Here is a 15,584-nt window from a genome sequence, read left to right as displayed (position 1 = left end):
GAGCAAATTTGCTCTAAATTTTTGGCTTTTTGATCTTATAAGAGTACTCTTTTTTAAATTCCTCTTTTGGTGCAAGGCTAAATTTAAGCTCCACCTTGCCATCTTTGCTGATATCTTTTTTATCAAAGCCCTTTATCTCGACCTTTACCGCCTCATCGGCAGACACTGGTACACGATCGACCAAAGTAACATCAACGCTCTTGCTTGAGTTATTTTTGATACTTATCTCATAGCCCTCTTCGCTTAAGCGCTCTTTGCCAAGAAACGAGCTCTTTTTAAATTTATTTAATCGCTCTTTTTTAAGCTCGATTAGCTCGTTTTGTCCTAAAAATAATTGCACTGGCTCATCTTTAGCTTTCATCTCAAACTCGCTTGGACTGCCAACACTCACACCATTAACGTAAAACTGCGTTTTGGCTGGCGTTAGATCATCATTTAGCTTAAAGCTAGCTACGTTATATGCCTTTAGCGAGCCGTAAAAATCAGCAAAAACGCTAAAATTTGCGTCCATTTTTTGCGTGTCGTAAGTTATATATTTGCTCTCGCCTTTTGCTAAATTTATCCCATCTATCTTCCAAATTTTGGCAAACTCATTCTCATCTCTTTGCACACGCATATCAGCGACCTCAGCGGCGACTTTCGCGGCTCTTAGCATATCTTTCGAAGCGCCGTAACCATCAGCCTCCGCCTCGCTCTCCTCGTACCAAGGGTAAAATTTACTTGGAGCAAGCGCCTTTTGATATCTGGTTGGATAGATGGCGAGCTTTAAATTTTTAACATCGCTTACAAAAGGGTTGGTGAGCAAAATTTCTTGTTTTATCAAGATATTTTTGTTTTTTGTGTCTGCATAAATTTCATTTAGCGTCTTTGGCGCCTCATCATCCATGTATGAAAGCGTCGCCTCTTTTGGGTCGCAAGCAAATTTCATATCAAGCTGCAAAAATCCAGCCATCTCGCTCTTTGGCTCATTTTTATTAAGCGCTTCAAGCTCACTTTTAGCAGCTGAAATTTTCTCAATATTTTCTAGGCTAAATTTATAAAACTCATCAGCTCTTTTTGTCACATCGTTACTTTTGTTTTCTTCTACTAAAGCCTGCTCTATAAATCTACCTCTTGCATTTAGCGCCTCAAGCTTGTTATTTAAATTTGCAACTTCTTGCTTCCATTTTATGTAACTTGGGCTATTTTCTTCGCTGATCTTTTTTAGATAAGCATTCGCGTCACAATCCCCATTTATCGTGATGTTCTCACTCTCCACACCCTCTGGCACAAAGGCGCTAAAAGAGCTATTTGCGTCATTAAATTTTTGAGTGATGATGGTTTGATCTGTGTAGATCTCTATTAGATTTTCATTTGCAAAGGCTAGCGTAGAAGCCGCTAAAAAGAGTGCTTTTTTCATATTTTTCCCTTTTAAGAATTTCACAAATTATAGCCTTTTCTCACATGCAAGCAAAATTTTATTTTAATGCAACTTTGACTATAATCTGCAAAAAATTTATTGGATTTTTCATGAAAATAGATAAAATTTTTATCGCTTGCGATCATGCTGGAGTAGAGCTTAAAGCAGAGCTAAAGGAAGTCATAAAAAAGCTTGGACATGAAGTCATTGACCTTGGCACGAATGACAAAAATAGCGTTGATTACCCTGATTATGCGCACTTACTAGCAAGCAAGCTTGAGCCTGACTGCTACGGCGTGCTCATTTGTGGCACAGGTATCGGCATCTCAATCGCTGCAAACAGGCATGAAAACGTAAGGTGTGCCCTTTGTCACGACGAATTTACCGCTAGACTTGCGAGAGAACATAACGATGCAAATGTTATCGCTTTTGGCGCAAGAGTGATCGGTGCTGGCGTTGCCACAGCAGCACTTGAAACATTTTTAAAGACAGAGTTTGCAGGCGGTAGACACGAAAGAAGAGTCAAAAAAATAGAGATTGAGGCAGACAAATGATAGGCGAGTGGATCGTTTTTACTGCTCTTGTTTGTGCTGCGATCTACCTAACTGTTATGGTTTTTTACTTCAAAACGCTTCTAAAAAAAGAGCGTGCAACAAAAGATTTTATGAAAAATAACCTCCAAGACACCGAGGTCGTCATAAGAAAATTTCAGATCCAACTCCAACGAAGTCTAGGCAACATCGACATCTTAACAGACGAGCTAAACAAAACTAAAAACGACGTGACCTCGCTTCGCACAAGAAATTCCCAGTACCGCTTAGAAAACGACAAGCTAAGACAACGCATACGTGAGCTTGAAGGCAAGATCGAAGCGCTACTATAACCTCAAATTTAAGGAAATTTATGAAGATTTTAGATCAAAAAGGCAAAGAATTTTTACTAAACTCTATTCGCTGCATAAACGACTTCCCAAAGCCTGGCATAGTCTTTCGCGACATCACGACGCTACTAAATAACAAAGAAGCATTTAACTTTTTGATAGATCATTTGGTGGCTAGATATGAGGATGCAAATATCGACTATATCGCTGGCATAGAGTCTCGTGGCTTCATCTTTGGCGCAGCGCTTGCAGCAAGACTAAGGCTGCCTTTTGTGCCTATTCGTAAGCCAAAAAAACTACCTTTTATCACGCTTTCTCAAAAGTATAGCCTAGAATACGGTGTCGATGAAGTGCAAATTCACATCGATGCTTTTGGCGAAAAAGCAGGTGCTAGAGTGCTTTTGATGGACGATCTCATAGCCACAGGAGGCACTGCAAAGGCTTCAGTTGAGCTTATCAATCAAACTAACGCAACCTGCGTAGAAGCGTGCTTTCTCATAGATCTAGTCGATCTAAAAGGTAGCGAAAAGCTAAAGTCGCTTACTAAAATTTACAGCGTTTTAGAGGTTTAGAATGGAAGAGTTTTTTATAGAACTGCTTAAAGAGTACGGCTACATCATACTTTTTGTCTGGTGTATCATGGAGGGCGAGATGGCCTTAATAATGGCTGGAATTCTCGCTCACACCACGCACATGCATATCGCTCTTGCTATCTTTGTTGCTGGACTTGGAGGCTTTGTGGGAGATCAAATTTACTTCTACCTTGGCCGTTACAATAAAAAATACATCGCAAAAAGGCTTCACACGCAGCGGAGAAAATTTGCAGTGGCGCACATAATGCTGAAAAAATACGGCTGGCCGATCATCTTTTTGCAACGCTATATGTATGGCTTTCGTGTCATCATACCGCTTTGCATAGGACTTACCGGCTATGACGCCAAAAAATATGCCTTTATAAATTTGATCAGCGCTTGGTGCTGGGCGGCGATCACCACCATACCTGCTTGGATACTTGGCGAGCATATATTAGTGCTACTTCAAAAAGCAAAAGAGCACTGGTATGTCGCTATCCCAGTGGTTGCCATATTTATGGGGCTTTTGATCTACACATTTAAGCGCATCGAAAATAAAATTTTAAACGAAAGGAGAGACAGAAGACATGCAGTTTCAAATAGTTGATAAAAAATTAAAAGATATAAAAGCTGATATTGAACTAATTTTCGTAGTAGATAAGGACTTAAAACATAAATTTATAGGCGATAAAGAGGCTATTAAATTTAACAATTACAAAGGCGATAGCGTCCTCATCCTAAGCGAGGCAAAAAGAGCTTACGTGCCACTTTCTAAGCTTGATCTTGACGAGCTTAGAGTTGCAGCCGCTAAAGCTTATAACGCGCTAAAATCGCTAAACATCAAGAGTATAAAGCTAGCTTCTTACGTAGCGGAGTGCCAAAAACTAAGCTTTGAAGCGCTAGCTGAGGGTTTTTTGCTTGGAAGCTATGAATTTAACAAATATAAAGAGAAAAAAGAGAAATACACCCTTAAAGAGGTCATCTTTTCTACTGAAGAATTTGCTGGCAAAAAGGTCGATCTAAAAGCTGCAAATGAGGGCTTTAAAGAGGCAGAGATAGTAGCAAATGCTACAAATTTTGCAAAAGATATCGTAAATGAAATCCCAGAAATTTATACACCACAAAAGATGGCCGAGGATGCGCAAAATTTAGCCAAAAGCATCACAAGCATAAAGTGCGAGGTCTATGACGAGAAATTTCTAGCAAAAGAGAATATGAACGCATTTTTGGCGGTAAATCGCGCAAGTGTGCATAAACCAAGGCTCATCCATCTAACATACAAGCCTAAAAAATCTAAAAAACGCATCATCTTTGTCGGCAAAGGCCTAACATACGATAGCGGTGGCCTTAGCTTGAAACCGGCTGATTATATGCTTACTATGAAATCAGACAAAAGCGGCGCAGCAGCAGCACTTGGCATCATAAAAGGCGCAGCAGAGCTAAATTTACCATTTGAAATTCACGCCATTTTGGGCGCCACTGAAAATATGATCGGAGGCAACGCCTACAAGCCTGATGACGTGCTTATTTCAAGAAGTGGCGTTAGCATAGAGGTAAGAAACACCGATGCAGAGGGACGTTTGGTCTTGGCTGATTGCCTAAGCTACGCACAAGACTTTAAGCCAGACATCCTAATCGACATGGCAACCCTAACTGGCGCTTGCGTCGTGGGGCTTGGCGAGTACACAACAGGCATCATGGGCAACAGCGAGAGCCTAAAAAGCGAGTTTAAAAACAAGATAGAAGATAGCGGCGAACTAGCGACTACGCTTGATTTTAACCCTTATCTTAGCGAACTTATTAAAAGCCAGATCGCAGACGTTAGCAACTGCGCCTCAAGCAGATATGGCGGCGCGATCACAGCTGGCATGTTTTTGGCCAAATTTATCAAAGATGAGTATAAAGATAAGTGGCTACACCTTGATATCGCAGGTCCAGCGTACCGCGAAAAGGCTTGGGGATATAACCAAGCAGGTGCGAGTGGAGCTGGCGTTAGGATGAATTTATACTTTTTACAAGCACTTAGCAAGGAGAATTGATGGGACTTTCAGTTGGAATCGTAGGCCTACCAAATGTGGGCAAATCAACGACATTTAATGCACTTACAAAGGCGCAAAATGCCGAGAGTGCAAACTATCCGTTTTGCACTATCGAGCCAAATAAAGCCATCGTACCAGTACCTGATAAACGCCTAAATGAGCTTGCAAAGATAGTAAGTCCTAATAAAATTCAATATTCAACCATCGAATTCGTAGATATCGCAGGTCTTGTAAAAGGGGCGAGCTCTGGTGAGGGACTTGGCAATAAATTTTTATCAAACATTAGAGAGACCGAGCTTATTTTACACATAGTTCGCTGCTTTGAGGACGAAAACATCACTCACGTCGAGGGCAGCGTCGATCCAGTAAGAGACATCGAGATCATCCAAACCGAGCTCATACTAGCTGATATCGAGCAGCTAAACAAAAAGATAGAAAAGCTCACAAGAGAGGCGAAGGCAAATGCAAAAGGTGCTAAAGAGGCACTTGAGATAGCAAATTTACTTTTGGCTCATCTAAATGAGGGCAAAAGCGCAAGTAGCTTTGAGCAAAGAGATAGTGAGGCGTTTTTGTCACTCAATAGAGAGCTAAGACTTTTAAGCGCCAAAGAGGTAGTTTATGGTGCGAACGTCGATGAAGAAGGACTTAGTGAAGATAATAAATTTGTAAAAGCACTAAAAGAGTACGCAAAAGCCTCAGACCACGAGGTGATCAAGCTTTGCGCCAAAGTAGAAGAGGAGCTAATCGGACTAAGCGACGAAGAAGCGCACGAGTTTTTAGCCTCTCTTGGCACGAGCGAGAGCGGACTTGAAAAGATCATCAAAACGTCTTTTGCAAAGCTAAATTTGATAAGCTATTTCACCGCTGGCGTCGTGGAAGTAAGGGCTTGGACGATTACAAAAGGTTGGAAAGCGCCAAAAGCAGCAAGCGTCATTCATAATGACTTTGAGAGGGGCTTCATCAGGGCTGAAGTGATATGTTACGAGGACTACATCGCACATGGCGGCGAAAACGGAGCCAAAGAGGCTGGCAAGATGAGACTTGAGGGCAAAGACTACGTCGTGCAAGATGGCGACGTGATGCACTTTAGGTTTAATGTCTAAATTTAGCCCTCTTTTGGGCTAAATAGTCAAAATTTACACATAAAAATATTTAAGTCTTGGGTTGTAAGACGATTTTAAACTTCCTTATTATAGTTAATAAAAATTCTTTTAAAAAATATACTAAGTTATCTTATGCCTTATTAATATCTTTATTGATACATAAGCTTCTCTATACAAGCAATGATGTAAATGCTATCAGCTCTGTGATATCAATATGGATTTTATGGGTAAGCCAATTAAATCTTAGGACAAAGTACTAAGTCGAGAGAAATTTCGATAGATAAAATAATGTATTCATCATCTTTTACAAACTTTTAAATCTATAATATTTTTTTAAAGACCATATAGAACTTACCACTAAAATCTAAGCAAATAGGACACCAACCAAGTAAGGTATAAAAAATTTTACTTATATGCCTAGCGTATTTATTTTATTATTCCGATAGTCTCAGCAAATTTAAGCTCTTTGTTTTCAAAGAGGTTGTACTCGATCGCATCTTTTTCACTAAGTATGACAATGGTTGAGCCAAGCTCGAAATTTCCAAGGTGCTCGCTCTTTTTGATGTGTAAATTTTCATACTCATAAATTTGCGTAAAATTTGCCATCGCATTTGTCTGGATGCGCTCATCAAAGCTAAATTTCATCTTTCCGACATTTAGCGCACCCACGAAAACTAGCCAAAGTTTTTTACCATTTTTCATCTCGCAAAGTAGCGCCACACGCTCGTTTTTAGTGTATAGACTTTCTACCTTGCCAAGCCATTTTACCGCCACACTGTAAAGCTTGCCTGGGATATAGACCGCTTTTTTTATTGTGATATCGCAAGGTGCATGATAATGATGATAGTCTTTTGGGCTAAGATAGATGTTGGCAAAGTCAAACTCGCCCTCAAGCTCGCCCTGCCCCAAAAGCTCCTTCACGCCGTAGCTCATGCCCTTTATACTAAAGGCTTTTAGCTCATTTGTGCTGCCAAAACTAAGGCAGGTGCCATCAACCGGACTTATAAATATCTCATCTGCTACGTCAAATTCTCTTGGCTTTAAGAGCTCTCTGGTAAAAAGTTCGTTTAAATTTTTATACTCATTTGATGGCTTAAACTCGCTCATGTCGATCTTAAATAGCTTTACATAAAATGAGTTGATGAGCTCTTGAAGCGGTTTGAAAAAGTTTAATTTTGCTATCTTGCCAAAAATTTGAGAAAAGAGATTGTCCTTGTTCATTTTATTCCTTGCTTAAATTTAATATAGCGATCTCGCTGGGGGCAAAGATCCTAACTGGAGGCCCCCAAAATCCTGCGCCACTACTAACATAAGCTTGCATTTTATCATTAATCTTATAAAGCCCATGTAAAAACCTTGATCAAGTAAAACCAAAAGGCCAAAAGGGAAAATTTGTCCAGCATGCGTGTGACCACAAAGGACTAGATCGACATCTTTTTGCATAGTTTTTATAAATTTTGGCTGATGAGAGAGCAAGATGGTAGGTAGCGATGGGTCACGTCCTGTCAATGCCTCATCTAAATTTGGCTCTAAATGTTTAAACCTAATGCCAGCCAAATCGTAAACGCCAGCTAGATTTATACTCGCAATTTTTTTGTTTTTATTACCTAAAATTTCTATGCCAAGAGAACTGATCTTTTCTAAAATGCCATCTATTCCGTGATAATATTCATGATTGCCAGGTACATAAAAAGTCCCATAAGTACTTTTAAGACTTTTTAATGGCTCTAGAAAATCTTCTATAAAAGCGGCATTTACATCAACTAAGTCACCCACTATCACTACGATGTCAGGATTTGCCAAATTTATGTCATTGACGAGTTTTTTAATAAAGTCTTTCTGTAAAAATTCTCCTATATGCACGTCCGTTATCATGGCTATTTTTAGGCTGCTTTGTAAATTTTTTATTTTTATATCTACTTGCCTTATCTTTGGTGGCATTAAAGCATTGAAAATACCTTTTAAAAAACAAGCAATTACAAAAATGACAAATGTCACATCAAAGCAAAATTTAATAAATTTTCGTCTTGTGGGATTAAAATGAGCTTTTGAGCAAATAGATCTAACAACATCATAAAACAAACTAACACCAAATAAAAATAGAGAAAAACCAATGAGCGTCCCTGCTATCAGATAGAGTTCTATATTTAAAAAAGAAAATCTTAGTTGAAGAACAAATACAAACTCAAGCACACTAATAATATAGAAAAATATGCGAATTTTTTTAAGATGCGGTGTAAAAAACGATACCTTTTTGATAAAACGTTTGTATGAGTATAAATTTGTAAGAACACTAAAGATAAATGCCCCGATAATGATCCGAAAAAGTCCCAAAATATCTCCTTGAAAACAAAGATTATATTTTATATTTTTAAATTTGCATTATAAATTTTATTAATTATTTAGAACAATTTGTAGTGCTAAGCCGTATGATTTTATGATTTAAATTTACAAAAATAATTATTAAAAGGTATTTACATTAGGATAATAACTAAAAGATAAAATTTTGGAATTTAAAAATAAAAAGGTGGGAAAAACTCCCACCTTAAAAAGAATTACTGGACTTTGCCAGACTCAATTCTTTCTTTATAGATTTTGCGAAGTTTTCTAATGTCGTTCTTAACTTCGAATACACCATGCCAGTGTGAATAGTCAGGACCACCCATTAGAGCGCCTTGTCTCATACGACGACCTTCATGGTGCCACATATGATAATAGACATCTTGGAATTCATCTGACCAAGCATCTTCTAGTAGTAGGTTTTTAGCTTTCAACTCTTCAAGCATCTTAGTTGCTTCAGCACTGTAAACGTTATAAAGCTCTACTTGCTTATCACCCATAATGAAGAAGTTATCTGTATGAGTTGATGTATGGCAAACTTTACAAACTAGCTTCATCTCAGCTCTTGCTGCTTCTGGTCCATTTGGATGACCTGCTAGAGGTGTTCCTATGGTTAGTTTGCCAGTTTTTTCGTAAACAACAGCAGCTTGTTCATCACCAGCTGTTCTTAGCTTACTGCTGATGCCCCATAGGTTCCATTTTAGTCTTCTTGAAACGTTGTGAGTTGTTGTTGTTTCACCAACACCACTCATGTGGCAAGCTGCACAAGTTGGAGCTCTAAAGTCTGGTACATCCCATGTATCAGGAGCAGCATCAAAATTCCATTTGTGAGCTTCGCTATTATAGATATGTCCGTGCATTGAGTTGTTAAAGATCTCAATATCTGGGTGATCAGGTCCAAGGTGGCAAGATGCACAAGCAGCTGGTTTTCTAGCTTCAGCTATGCTAAATGTGTGCGCGCTGTGACATGATTTACAGTTACCTACGCCACCATCTGGATAAACATTGCCTATACCATAGTTTGGCCAAGTCTCTTTTGTAGGTTTGTGATCAGCGTCTAGTTTGATGACGGTTCCGTGGCACTGTGTACAACCAGTAGCGTCTGGAGCCATTTTGTATTCTGGATGATCCATACCTTCATAGTGATACATTAGTTTTACCATCGCAGGGTTAGCATACATTTGCATAGCACCTCTTGCGTGACCACTCTTAACAGATTCTTCAACCTCATTTTCGTGACACTTAGCACAAGTTTTTGGGCTAACTAGCATTGAAACATGGTTGTTAGAATCTTTTGGATGCACCTTAACTGAAGCCATAGGATTATCTGCATTTACAGAGTGGCAATCCATACAACTTACGCCAACGTGAGCGTGGCGACTATTTTTCCAATCGGCAACTATGCCGGGTGTCTCTTTAGCGTGGCACTCAACACAGCTTTTTGATAAGTCTGACATTTTGTGAGCAACTTTAATGTTTTTTACAACATTAAGGTTTAAAGCGTCAGATTTATTTGCATCCATGTTTGCGGCAAAGCCAAAAGACATTAGACAGGCTAATAACATTAGCGACTTTTTAAACATCTCTCCTCCTTACTTGGTTTTATTGTTTTCTTGTTTTTTAATTGCTTCAAATTTATCGATTTGTAGTCCTAAATTCTTGTGACCAACATGCTCGTGGCAGTCAACACATGATTTTTTATTAGGATTTCCAAGAACGAAATAATCTCTATGTGGCAAGAATGATTTACCAGCTTGAATAACATTTTTTAAATTTGAGTGACAAGTTAAACACCCACTATCATAGACAAAGTGAGATGCATGCTCGCGTTTTTTACGCCAGTCGATCTTGTCAGTATCTGTAAAAAATGTCTTATAACCGTCATTTATAGATACTTTAAGTTTTGTAAGTACATAGGTATAGGCACTTGTATGATTTAGGTGACAGGCTGAACATTCAGCTTTTATGCCAAGCTTGTTATTGCCGCCGTGTACATCTTCATGATATGCAGCATTCATAGGATCCATCGTGTGACAAATGGTACAGATGTAGCCGCTACCAGTCGCGTGAAGTGCATCAGCTATGCCCATAGAAGCGATAAGGCCGATTACGATGCCTATTATCACAGATGACCAAACAAAAAATTTCTTCTTAACTTCAGCCAAAATTTCCTCCTGAATTTATCAATATATCGTAAATTTTTACGAAAATTTTAGACGAATACTATCCAAAAATATATAAATTTTTTCTTTAAGTAAATGAAAATATTTATTTGATATTAACTTTCAATAAGAATAAATTTCTTGTAGCCCACCTACATCTTTTTCCAGGATTTGGTTCTTCTCATCAAGTTTGACCAAACCATTTGTTTTAAATTTATTTAAAATTCTCGAAAAAGTTTCTGGAGTCATATTGAGTATTGATGAAATTTTTGTATGTTTTAGTTCATTAAATAGATCTTCATGATTTAAAATGAACCTAGCCACCTTCTCTTCAGAGCTTAGTATTAGTTCTTGGTGGAGTAAATTTGTTGTTATTCTTATCTTTTGTGCCATTGATTTTAGAAATTTCATGCAAATTTCTGGCTTTGTTAAAAATTGTGCTTCAAATTTTTCATAATTTATCTTTAAAACCTCGCCAGAAATAGTAAAAATGGCGCTTGCTGGATAAGGGATATTTTCAAAATTTACAACTTCAGCCACAAAATTCATAGGTGCAAGCTGATGGATAAAAATTTCCTTGCCATTTGCCGTAGTTTTATAAAGTTTAACCGAGCCAGTTATCAAAAATGTAAGCCACTTTGGCTCCTCGCCCTCTATAAATAAAAACTCGCCTTTTTTGTATTTTTTAACAACGCTTATTGCTTCAAGTTTGGCTAGGTCATCGGCGCTAAGACCTTGAAAAAATGGAATTTGTTCTATCATATTTCACTCGCTTTTAAGATAAAAAAGCATTTTAGCATAAAAAATAGGACAAAATTTAACGGATTTCAAAGGGAGCTTTCTCCCTTTGAATTAAGAATTTATTTTTTAAGAAGATCTCTGATCTCAGTTAGAAGTGCTATATCAGCTGGAGTTTCAGGCTCTGCAGGAGCTGCCTCTTCTTCTTTTGGTAGTTTATTTTTAAGTGTATTTAAGGCTTTGATGACGCAAAAAATACAAAATGCGATGATTAAAAAATCAACCATTGTTTGTATAAATGAGCCATAGTTTATCGTAACAGCTGGCGCACCTTCTGCTGCTTCTTTTAGTGTTAGTTTAAGATCAGTGAAATTTACACCGCCTGTTATAGCGCCAACAACTGGCATGATAATATCACCAACTAGCGATGAAACGATCTTTCCAAATGCCCCACCGATAACAACACCAACTGCCATATCTATGACATTTCCGCGCATCGCAAATTCTTTAAATTCGCTGATAAAACTCATTCTTTCTCCTATATATAGTTAAATTTTCGTGCGGATTTTATAAAAAATATGCTTTGCTTAGCCTAAAAATTTAAAATTACATAACTTTAAATTTATCAAGCGAGTGTTATAATCCAAACTTCAAATTTAACGTAAGGAATAAGCTTATGTATCGTTTTGCACCCTCTCCAACAGGAGATATGCACATAGGAAATTTACGTGCTGCTATTTTCAACTATATTTGTTCTTTGCAAGATAAAAGTGGCTTTATTTTACGCATAGAAGATACCGACAAAGAGCGAAATATCGAGGGAAAAGAGAAAGATATCTTAGAAATTTTGAGCAAATTTGGCATAAAACCAGAGCAAATTTACATCCAAAGTGAAAATTTAAAATTCCACAGACAGCTTGCTTCAAAGCTTCTCATCGATAAAAAGGCCTTTGCCTGCTTTTGCACCGAAGAAGAGCTTGAGGCAAAAAAACAAAAAGCAAAAGAGCAAGGCGTGGCATATAGATATGACGGCACCTGCGAGAGACTAAGCGACGCTGAAGTTTTAAACTGTGAGAAGCCATTTGTCATCCGCATGAAAAAACCAACACGCACGATGAGCTTTACAGATGCGATCAAAGGTGAGCTAAGTTTCGAGCCAGACGCAGTTGATAGCTTTGTCATCATGAGAGCAGACAAAACTCCAACCTACAACTTTGCCTGCGCGGTTGATGATATGCTTGAGGGCGTAACCTTTGTCATACGCGGCGAGGATCACGTGAGCAACACGCCAAAGCAAGACCTCATACGAGAGGGCCTTGGCTACACTGGCAAGATGAACTATGCGCATTTGCCTATTCTTTTAAATATAGAGGGTAAAAAAATGAGCAAACGCGAGAACGAATCAAGCGTAAAATGGCTCTTTGAGCAGGGATTTTTACCTGAGGCGATCGCAAACTATCTGATACTTCTTGGCAACAAAACTCCAACTGAAATTTTTACCATCGAAGATGCGGTAAAGTGGTTTGATATAACTAAAATTTCACGCTCACCTGCTAGATTTGACGTGAAAAAACTTGAGCAGATAAATAGAGAACACATCAAACTTGCTTCAAAAGAGCGCATAAAAGAGATATTTGGCGTGGATGATAGCAAGGTTGAGCTAGTTAAATTTTACACTCAAGAGAGCTCACTAGTGCCTGAGATAAAGGCAAAAGTAGAGGCTATATACTCGCCGAAAATAGCTCCAGATGAGTACAAAAATGAATTTGAGATCATCAAAAAAGCAGCTCTAAATTTAAAACCGTGCGAAACATTTGATGAGTTTAAAAAAGAGCTTATGAGCGCTACAAATTTAAAAGGTAAAAACTTTTTCATGCCGCTACGTGCGCTGCTTACAAACGACCTTCATGGCCCTGAGCTAAGCGAGCTCTATCCGCTCATCAAAGATGATCTAGGCAAAATTTTAATCTAGGAGCAAAAATGATACTTTCCACCCTATTTTCAGCGATTGCGAACATTTTGCACCTTATCATCACGGTCTATACGTGGATCGTCATCGCAGCGGCTCTGATTAGCTGGGTCAAGCCTGATCCTAGCTCGCCAGTCGTGCAGCTACTTTATAGGCTGACCGATCCTGTTTATAGCTTCCTCAGACGCTACATCAAAACAGAATTTAACGGCATAGACTTTGCCCCAATCATCGTGCTTTTAGCACTTCAACTCATAGATCAATTTTTAATAAGGCTTTTATTTGTTTTTGCTGCGTCACTTTAGTATCCTCTCTTTAGCCTGCGTTGCTCTTTTAGCTAAAATTTACACTTACGAGGAGCTAAAAAACGAGCCAAAAAGCCTTGCAAAAGACTACTACATAAACCGCCTTATAAACGAGGGCAGCTACACAAAGGAGCAGATAGCAGAGCTTTCACGCGACGTTTTTAGAAAAAGTGGCTTAGTTCAAAAATCAATCAATAAAATTTTACCTCCAAAAGCAGCCCCTAGCAAGTGCCCTGGTATAAGTGTAAGCAACATCACAAGTACTAGCTTGGCTTGCCAAAATTTACTAACAACGATGAGCTTTTCTCTAAAACTTGATAGCAAAACTCGTGAAATTTTAGCGGCAAATCTTGCAAGCACAAATCCAGAAAAAGCTAGAATTTTACGCACTTTAAACGAGCCAAACCCAGCTCTTAGCTTTGCAAATGCAAACGATACAAAGAGCTTTTTGGAGCTTTTTAACGCTTCAAACCCGCAAAGCAAAAGTGCTCTTTTTAGTGTAAATTTTGAAGCGAATTTTATGAACAAGCTCTACATGCAAAAGGGCTTTACAAATTTATTAAACGATGTCGTATTTAATAAAAAATACGAAAGCTTTAGAAGAAATTTAATTAGCATAGATCCAGCTGTCACCGAAAAAGGCGACGCATTTATACTTGGGCTAAACGCCATCTTGCTTGGTCAAAATGACGTTGCATTTAGTTTTTTCACAAGAGCTAAAAACACCTTTGATAGGGCTTGGCAAAGGGATAATGCTACATTTTGGCAGTATGAGCTAAGCGGCGATGAGAGCTTTTTAAAAGAGCTAAGCGCTAGCAAAGATGCAAATATCTACTCACTTTACGCAAGAGATTTGGTCGGTGGCGAGCCGCTTGAGGTGATCGTGCCAAGACCAAGCAAGCAAAATATCGAAAATTTTGACGTGAGCGATCCATTTTTATGGAACAAAACCGCTGCCCTTGCAAAGGATATGAACGCCACGCAAGCAAGCGAATTTGCAATGAGATTTTACACAAACGAGAGCATCGGCGCATACGCATACTTCATGCAAAAGGCGCATGGCTGGGAGAAGCAGTACTTTTTGATGCCAAGCTCGCCTGAGCTTGAGGGCATCAGCACTGAGCGAAAGTCGATGATCTACGCACTTGCTAGGCAAGAGAGCCTCTTTATCCCAAGCGTCGTTTCTACATCTTACGCTCTTGGTATGATGCAGTTTATGCCATTTCTTGCAAATGCGATCGGCAAAAAAGAGCTAAAAATTCCAAATTTTGACCAAGACGATCTTTTTAAAACCGATGTTGCATTTAAATTTGCAAATCACCACCTAAACTACCTTGATAAATTTCTCTATCATCCGCTATTTACAGCCTACGCGTATAACGGCGGTATCGGTTTTACCAAAAAAGTCATCACAAGAGATGATATGTTTAAAGAGGGGAAATTTGAGCCGTTTTTATCGATCGAGCTAGTCCCAGTGGCTGAAACTAGAAACTACGGCAAGAAGGTGCTTGCAAACTACGTGATCTATATGGCGCTTAATGGTTCCAGTATAAAGATTTCGCAACTTTTCGAAAATTTAACAAAACCTGCTTTGACTGATAAATTTCGAAACTAAGCGCGAGATCGTCGCTTTGCTTACTTGGTGCGGTCACTTCGTAATAGACCGCCCAAGGCATAGAAAATCCAGCAAATTTAAGCATCTCGTCACTTTCATCAAGCAGCCTTGCATTTGTGGCATTTGAGTCGCCATTTACCTTTATATTACTCAAATTTTGCGCATGCTCTTTTGGGTTTATGGCTACTAAAAAGTGCTCTTTGCTCTCGTCTAAATTTGAGTTATATATAGGATTTAGATAGGTTGCGATTATAAGCGTTCTATCGGTGCCATCGATGATCTCGCTCTTGCTTGTGTAGGCTAAAAGCTCATTTTTTAGTGGCTCATGCACGATCACTTTTTGATCAGCACAACCAAATATCATCAAAATAAATATAAAAAATAGTGTAAATTTTCTCATAAAAAACTCTTAAAATATTAAATTTTTTCGCATTTTAGCATTTTATTTTTTAAATTTCACTC

At 38.5% G+C, this 15,584-nt stretch carries 17 protein-coding genes; 9 read left to right on the top strand and 8 right to left on the bottom strand.

The window, feature by feature from the left end:
- Positions 1-13: 13 nt before the first annotated feature.
- A complete protein-coding gene (locus TH67_RS06045) occupies positions 14-1,399 on the bottom strand; it encodes a DUF4139 domain-containing protein (protein ID WP_072594797.1) in 1,386 nt (461 codons plus the stop codon).
- A 110-nt stretch (positions 1,400-1,509) separates the two neighbouring features.
- On the opposite strand from TH67_RS06045, the gene rpiB reads away from it, so the two are divergent.
- Genes rpiB through ychF form a run of 6 tightly spaced genes read left to right on the top strand, consistent with a single transcriptional unit; the run spans position 1,510 to position 5,993 of the window.
- Entirely contained in the window at positions 1,510-1,953 is a 444-nt protein-coding gene (gene rpiB / locus TH67_RS06040; protein WP_072594987.1) for a ribose 5-phosphate isomerase B, read from the top strand.
- On the top strand, positions 1,950-2,282 hold the full coding sequence (locus TH67_RS06035) for a hypothetical protein (protein WP_002939538.1): 333 nt from the start codon (positions 1,950-1,952) through the stop codon (positions 2,280-2,282). Before rpiB ends, TH67_RS06035 begins: the two co-directional genes overlap by 4 nt.
- A 20-nt stretch (positions 2,283-2,302) precedes the next feature.
- A complete protein-coding gene (gene apt, locus TH67_RS06030; RefSeq protein ID WP_002939787.1) occupies positions 2,303-2,851 on the top strand; it encodes an adenine phosphoribosyltransferase in 549 nt (182 codons plus the stop codon).
- Position 2,852: 1 nt separating this feature from the next.
- Positions 2,853-3,458 carry a DedA family protein gene (locus TH67_RS06025; protein ID WP_021083652.1) on the top strand — a complete coding sequence of 202 codons (606 nt, stop codon included), beginning with the start codon at positions 2,853-2,855 and terminating at the stop codon, positions 3,456-3,458.
- A complete protein-coding gene (locus TH67_RS06020) occupies positions 3,439-4,890 on the top strand; it encodes a leucyl aminopeptidase (RefSeq protein WP_072594796.1) in 1,452 nt (483 codons plus the stop codon). The genes TH67_RS06025 and TH67_RS06020 overlap by 20 nt, the downstream gene beginning before the upstream one ends.
- Positions 4,890-5,993 (top strand): redox-regulated ATPase YchF, encoded by a 1,104-nt coding sequence (gene ychF / locus TH67_RS06015; RefSeq protein ID WP_072594795.1) that lies wholly within the window; start codon positions 4,890-4,892, stop codon positions 5,991-5,993. The genes TH67_RS06020 and ychF overlap by 1 nt, the downstream gene beginning before the upstream one ends.
- Positions 5,994-6,419: 426 nt before the next feature.
- On the opposite strand, the gene TH67_RS06010 is transcribed toward ychF, so the two are convergent.
- The 6 genes from TH67_RS06010 to mscL form a co-directional block, all read right to left on the bottom strand.
- Positions 6,420-7,214: a phosphatidylserine decarboxylase gene (locus TH67_RS06010; protein WP_072594794.1), complete on the bottom strand. Its 795-nt coding sequence runs from the start codon at positions 7,212-7,214 to the stop codon at positions 6,420-6,422.
- A gap of 18 nt (positions 7,215-7,232) precedes the next feature.
- A complete protein-coding gene (locus TH67_RS06005) occupies positions 7,233-8,327 on the bottom strand; it encodes a metallophosphoesterase (RefSeq protein WP_257638050.1) in 1,095 nt (364 codons plus the stop codon).
- A 221-nt stretch (positions 8,328-8,548) separates the two neighbouring features.
- Positions 8,549-9,916, bottom strand: coding sequence for a multiheme c-type cytochrome (locus tag TH67_RS06000; protein ID WP_072594793.1), 1,368 nt, complete (start codon positions 9,914-9,916; stop codon positions 8,549-8,551).
- A gap of 9 nt (positions 9,917-9,925) precedes the next feature.
- Positions 9,926-10,498 (bottom strand): cytochrome c3 family protein, encoded by a 573-nt coding sequence (locus tag TH67_RS05995; RefSeq protein WP_009294580.1) that lies wholly within the window; start codon positions 10,496-10,498, stop codon positions 9,926-9,928.
- Positions 10,499-10,618: 120 nt separating this feature from the next.
- Positions 10,619-11,257: a Crp/Fnr family transcriptional regulator gene (locus tag TH67_RS05990; protein WP_012001401.1), complete on the bottom strand. Its 639-nt coding sequence runs from the start codon at positions 11,255-11,257 to the stop codon at positions 10,619-10,621.
- 98 nt (positions 11,258-11,355) lie between these two features.
- Positions 11,356-11,763: a large-conductance mechanosensitive channel protein MscL gene (gene mscL / locus TH67_RS05985; protein WP_021086457.1), complete on the bottom strand. Its 408-nt coding sequence runs from the start codon at positions 11,761-11,763 to the stop codon at positions 11,356-11,358.
- Positions 11,764-11,909: 146 nt separating this feature from the next.
- On the opposite strand from mscL, the gene gltX reads away from it, so the two are divergent.
- The 3 genes from gltX to TH67_RS05970 are packed head-to-tail and all read left to right on the top strand — an operon-like array spanning position 11,910 to position 15,122.
- The gene (gene gltX, locus TH67_RS05980) at positions 11,910-13,205 is read left to right on the top strand and encodes a glutamate--tRNA ligase (protein ID WP_072594792.1); all 1,296 of its coding nucleotides are present in this window, start codon (positions 11,910-11,912) and stop codon (positions 13,203-13,205) included.
- Positions 13,206-13,213: 8 nt separating this feature from the next.
- Positions 13,214-13,507: a YggT family protein gene (locus tag TH67_RS05975; RefSeq protein WP_072594791.1), complete on the top strand. Its 294-nt coding sequence runs from the start codon at positions 13,214-13,216 to the stop codon at positions 13,505-13,507.
- Positions 13,485-15,122: a lytic transglycosylase domain-containing protein gene (locus TH67_RS05970; RefSeq protein WP_072594790.1), complete on the top strand. Its 1,638-nt coding sequence runs from the start codon at positions 13,485-13,487 to the stop codon at positions 15,120-15,122. Before TH67_RS05975 ends, TH67_RS05970 begins: the two co-directional genes overlap by 23 nt.
- Here TH67_RS05970 and TH67_RS05965 read toward each other — a convergent pair.
- On the bottom strand, positions 15,043-15,522 hold the full coding sequence (locus TH67_RS05965) for a hypothetical protein (protein WP_072594789.1): 480 nt from the start codon (positions 15,520-15,522) through the stop codon (positions 15,043-15,045). The genes TH67_RS05970 and TH67_RS05965 overlap by 80 nt on opposite strands.
- Positions 15,523-15,584: the final 62 nt, after the last annotated feature.

The organism is Campylobacter concisus (assembly GCF_001891085.1).
In the GTDB taxonomy this organism is placed as follows: Bacteria; Campylobacterota; Campylobacteria; order Campylobacterales; family Campylobacteraceae; genus Campylobacter_A; species Campylobacter_A concisus_O.
Note: the sequence above shows the minus strand (reverse complement) of the source record. Positions and strands in the feature narration are given on the sequence as shown.

Coding starts and splice junctions, on each gene's coding strand:
- TH67_RS06020 (WP_072594796.1), top strand. CDS start 3,439: ATGCAGTTTCAAATAGTTGATAAAAAATTAAAAGATATAAAAGCTGAT.
- TH67_RS06035 (WP_002939538.1), top strand. CDS start 1,950: ATGATAGGCGAGTGGATCGTTTTTACTGCTCTTGTTTGTGCTGCGATC.
- TH67_RS06045 (WP_072594797.1), bottom strand. CDS start 1,399: ATGAAAAAAGCACTCTTTTTAGCGGCTTCTACGCTAGCCTTTGCAAAT.
- gltX (WP_072594792.1), top strand. CDS start 11,910: ATGTATCGTTTTGCACCCTCTCCAACAGGAGATATGCACATAGGAAAT.
- TH67_RS06025 (WP_021083652.1), top strand. CDS start 2,853: ATGGAAGAGTTTTTTATAGAACTGCTTAAAGAGTACGGCTACATCATA.
- TH67_RS05965 (WP_072594789.1), bottom strand. CDS start 15,522: ATGAGAAAATTTACACTATTTTTTATATTTATTTTGATGATATTTGGT.
- TH67_RS06000 (WP_072594793.1), bottom strand. CDS start 9,916: ATGTTTAAAAAGTCGCTAATGTTATTAGCCTGTCTAATGTCTTTTGGC.
- TH67_RS05990 (WP_012001401.1), bottom strand. CDS start 11,257: ATGATAGAACAAATTCCATTTTTTCAAGGTCTTAGCGCCGATGACCTA.
- TH67_RS06010 (WP_072594794.1), bottom strand. CDS start 7,214: ATGAACAAGGACAATCTCTTTTCTCAAATTTTTGGCAAGATAGCAAAA.
- ychF (WP_072594795.1), top strand. CDS start 4,890: ATGGGACTTTCAGTTGGAATCGTAGGCCTACCAAATGTGGGCAAATCA.
- mscL (WP_021086457.1), bottom strand. CDS start 11,763: ATGAGTTTTATCAGCGAATTTAAAGAATTTGCGATGCGCGGAAATGTC.
- rpiB (WP_072594987.1), top strand. CDS start 1,510: ATGAAAATAGATAAAATTTTTATCGCTTGCGATCATGCTGGAGTAGAG.
- TH67_RS05975 (WP_072594791.1), top strand. CDS start 13,214: ATGATACTTTCCACCCTATTTTCAGCGATTGCGAACATTTTGCACCTT.
- apt (WP_002939787.1), top strand. CDS start 2,303: ATGAAGATTTTAGATCAAAAAGGCAAAGAATTTTTACTAAACTCTATT.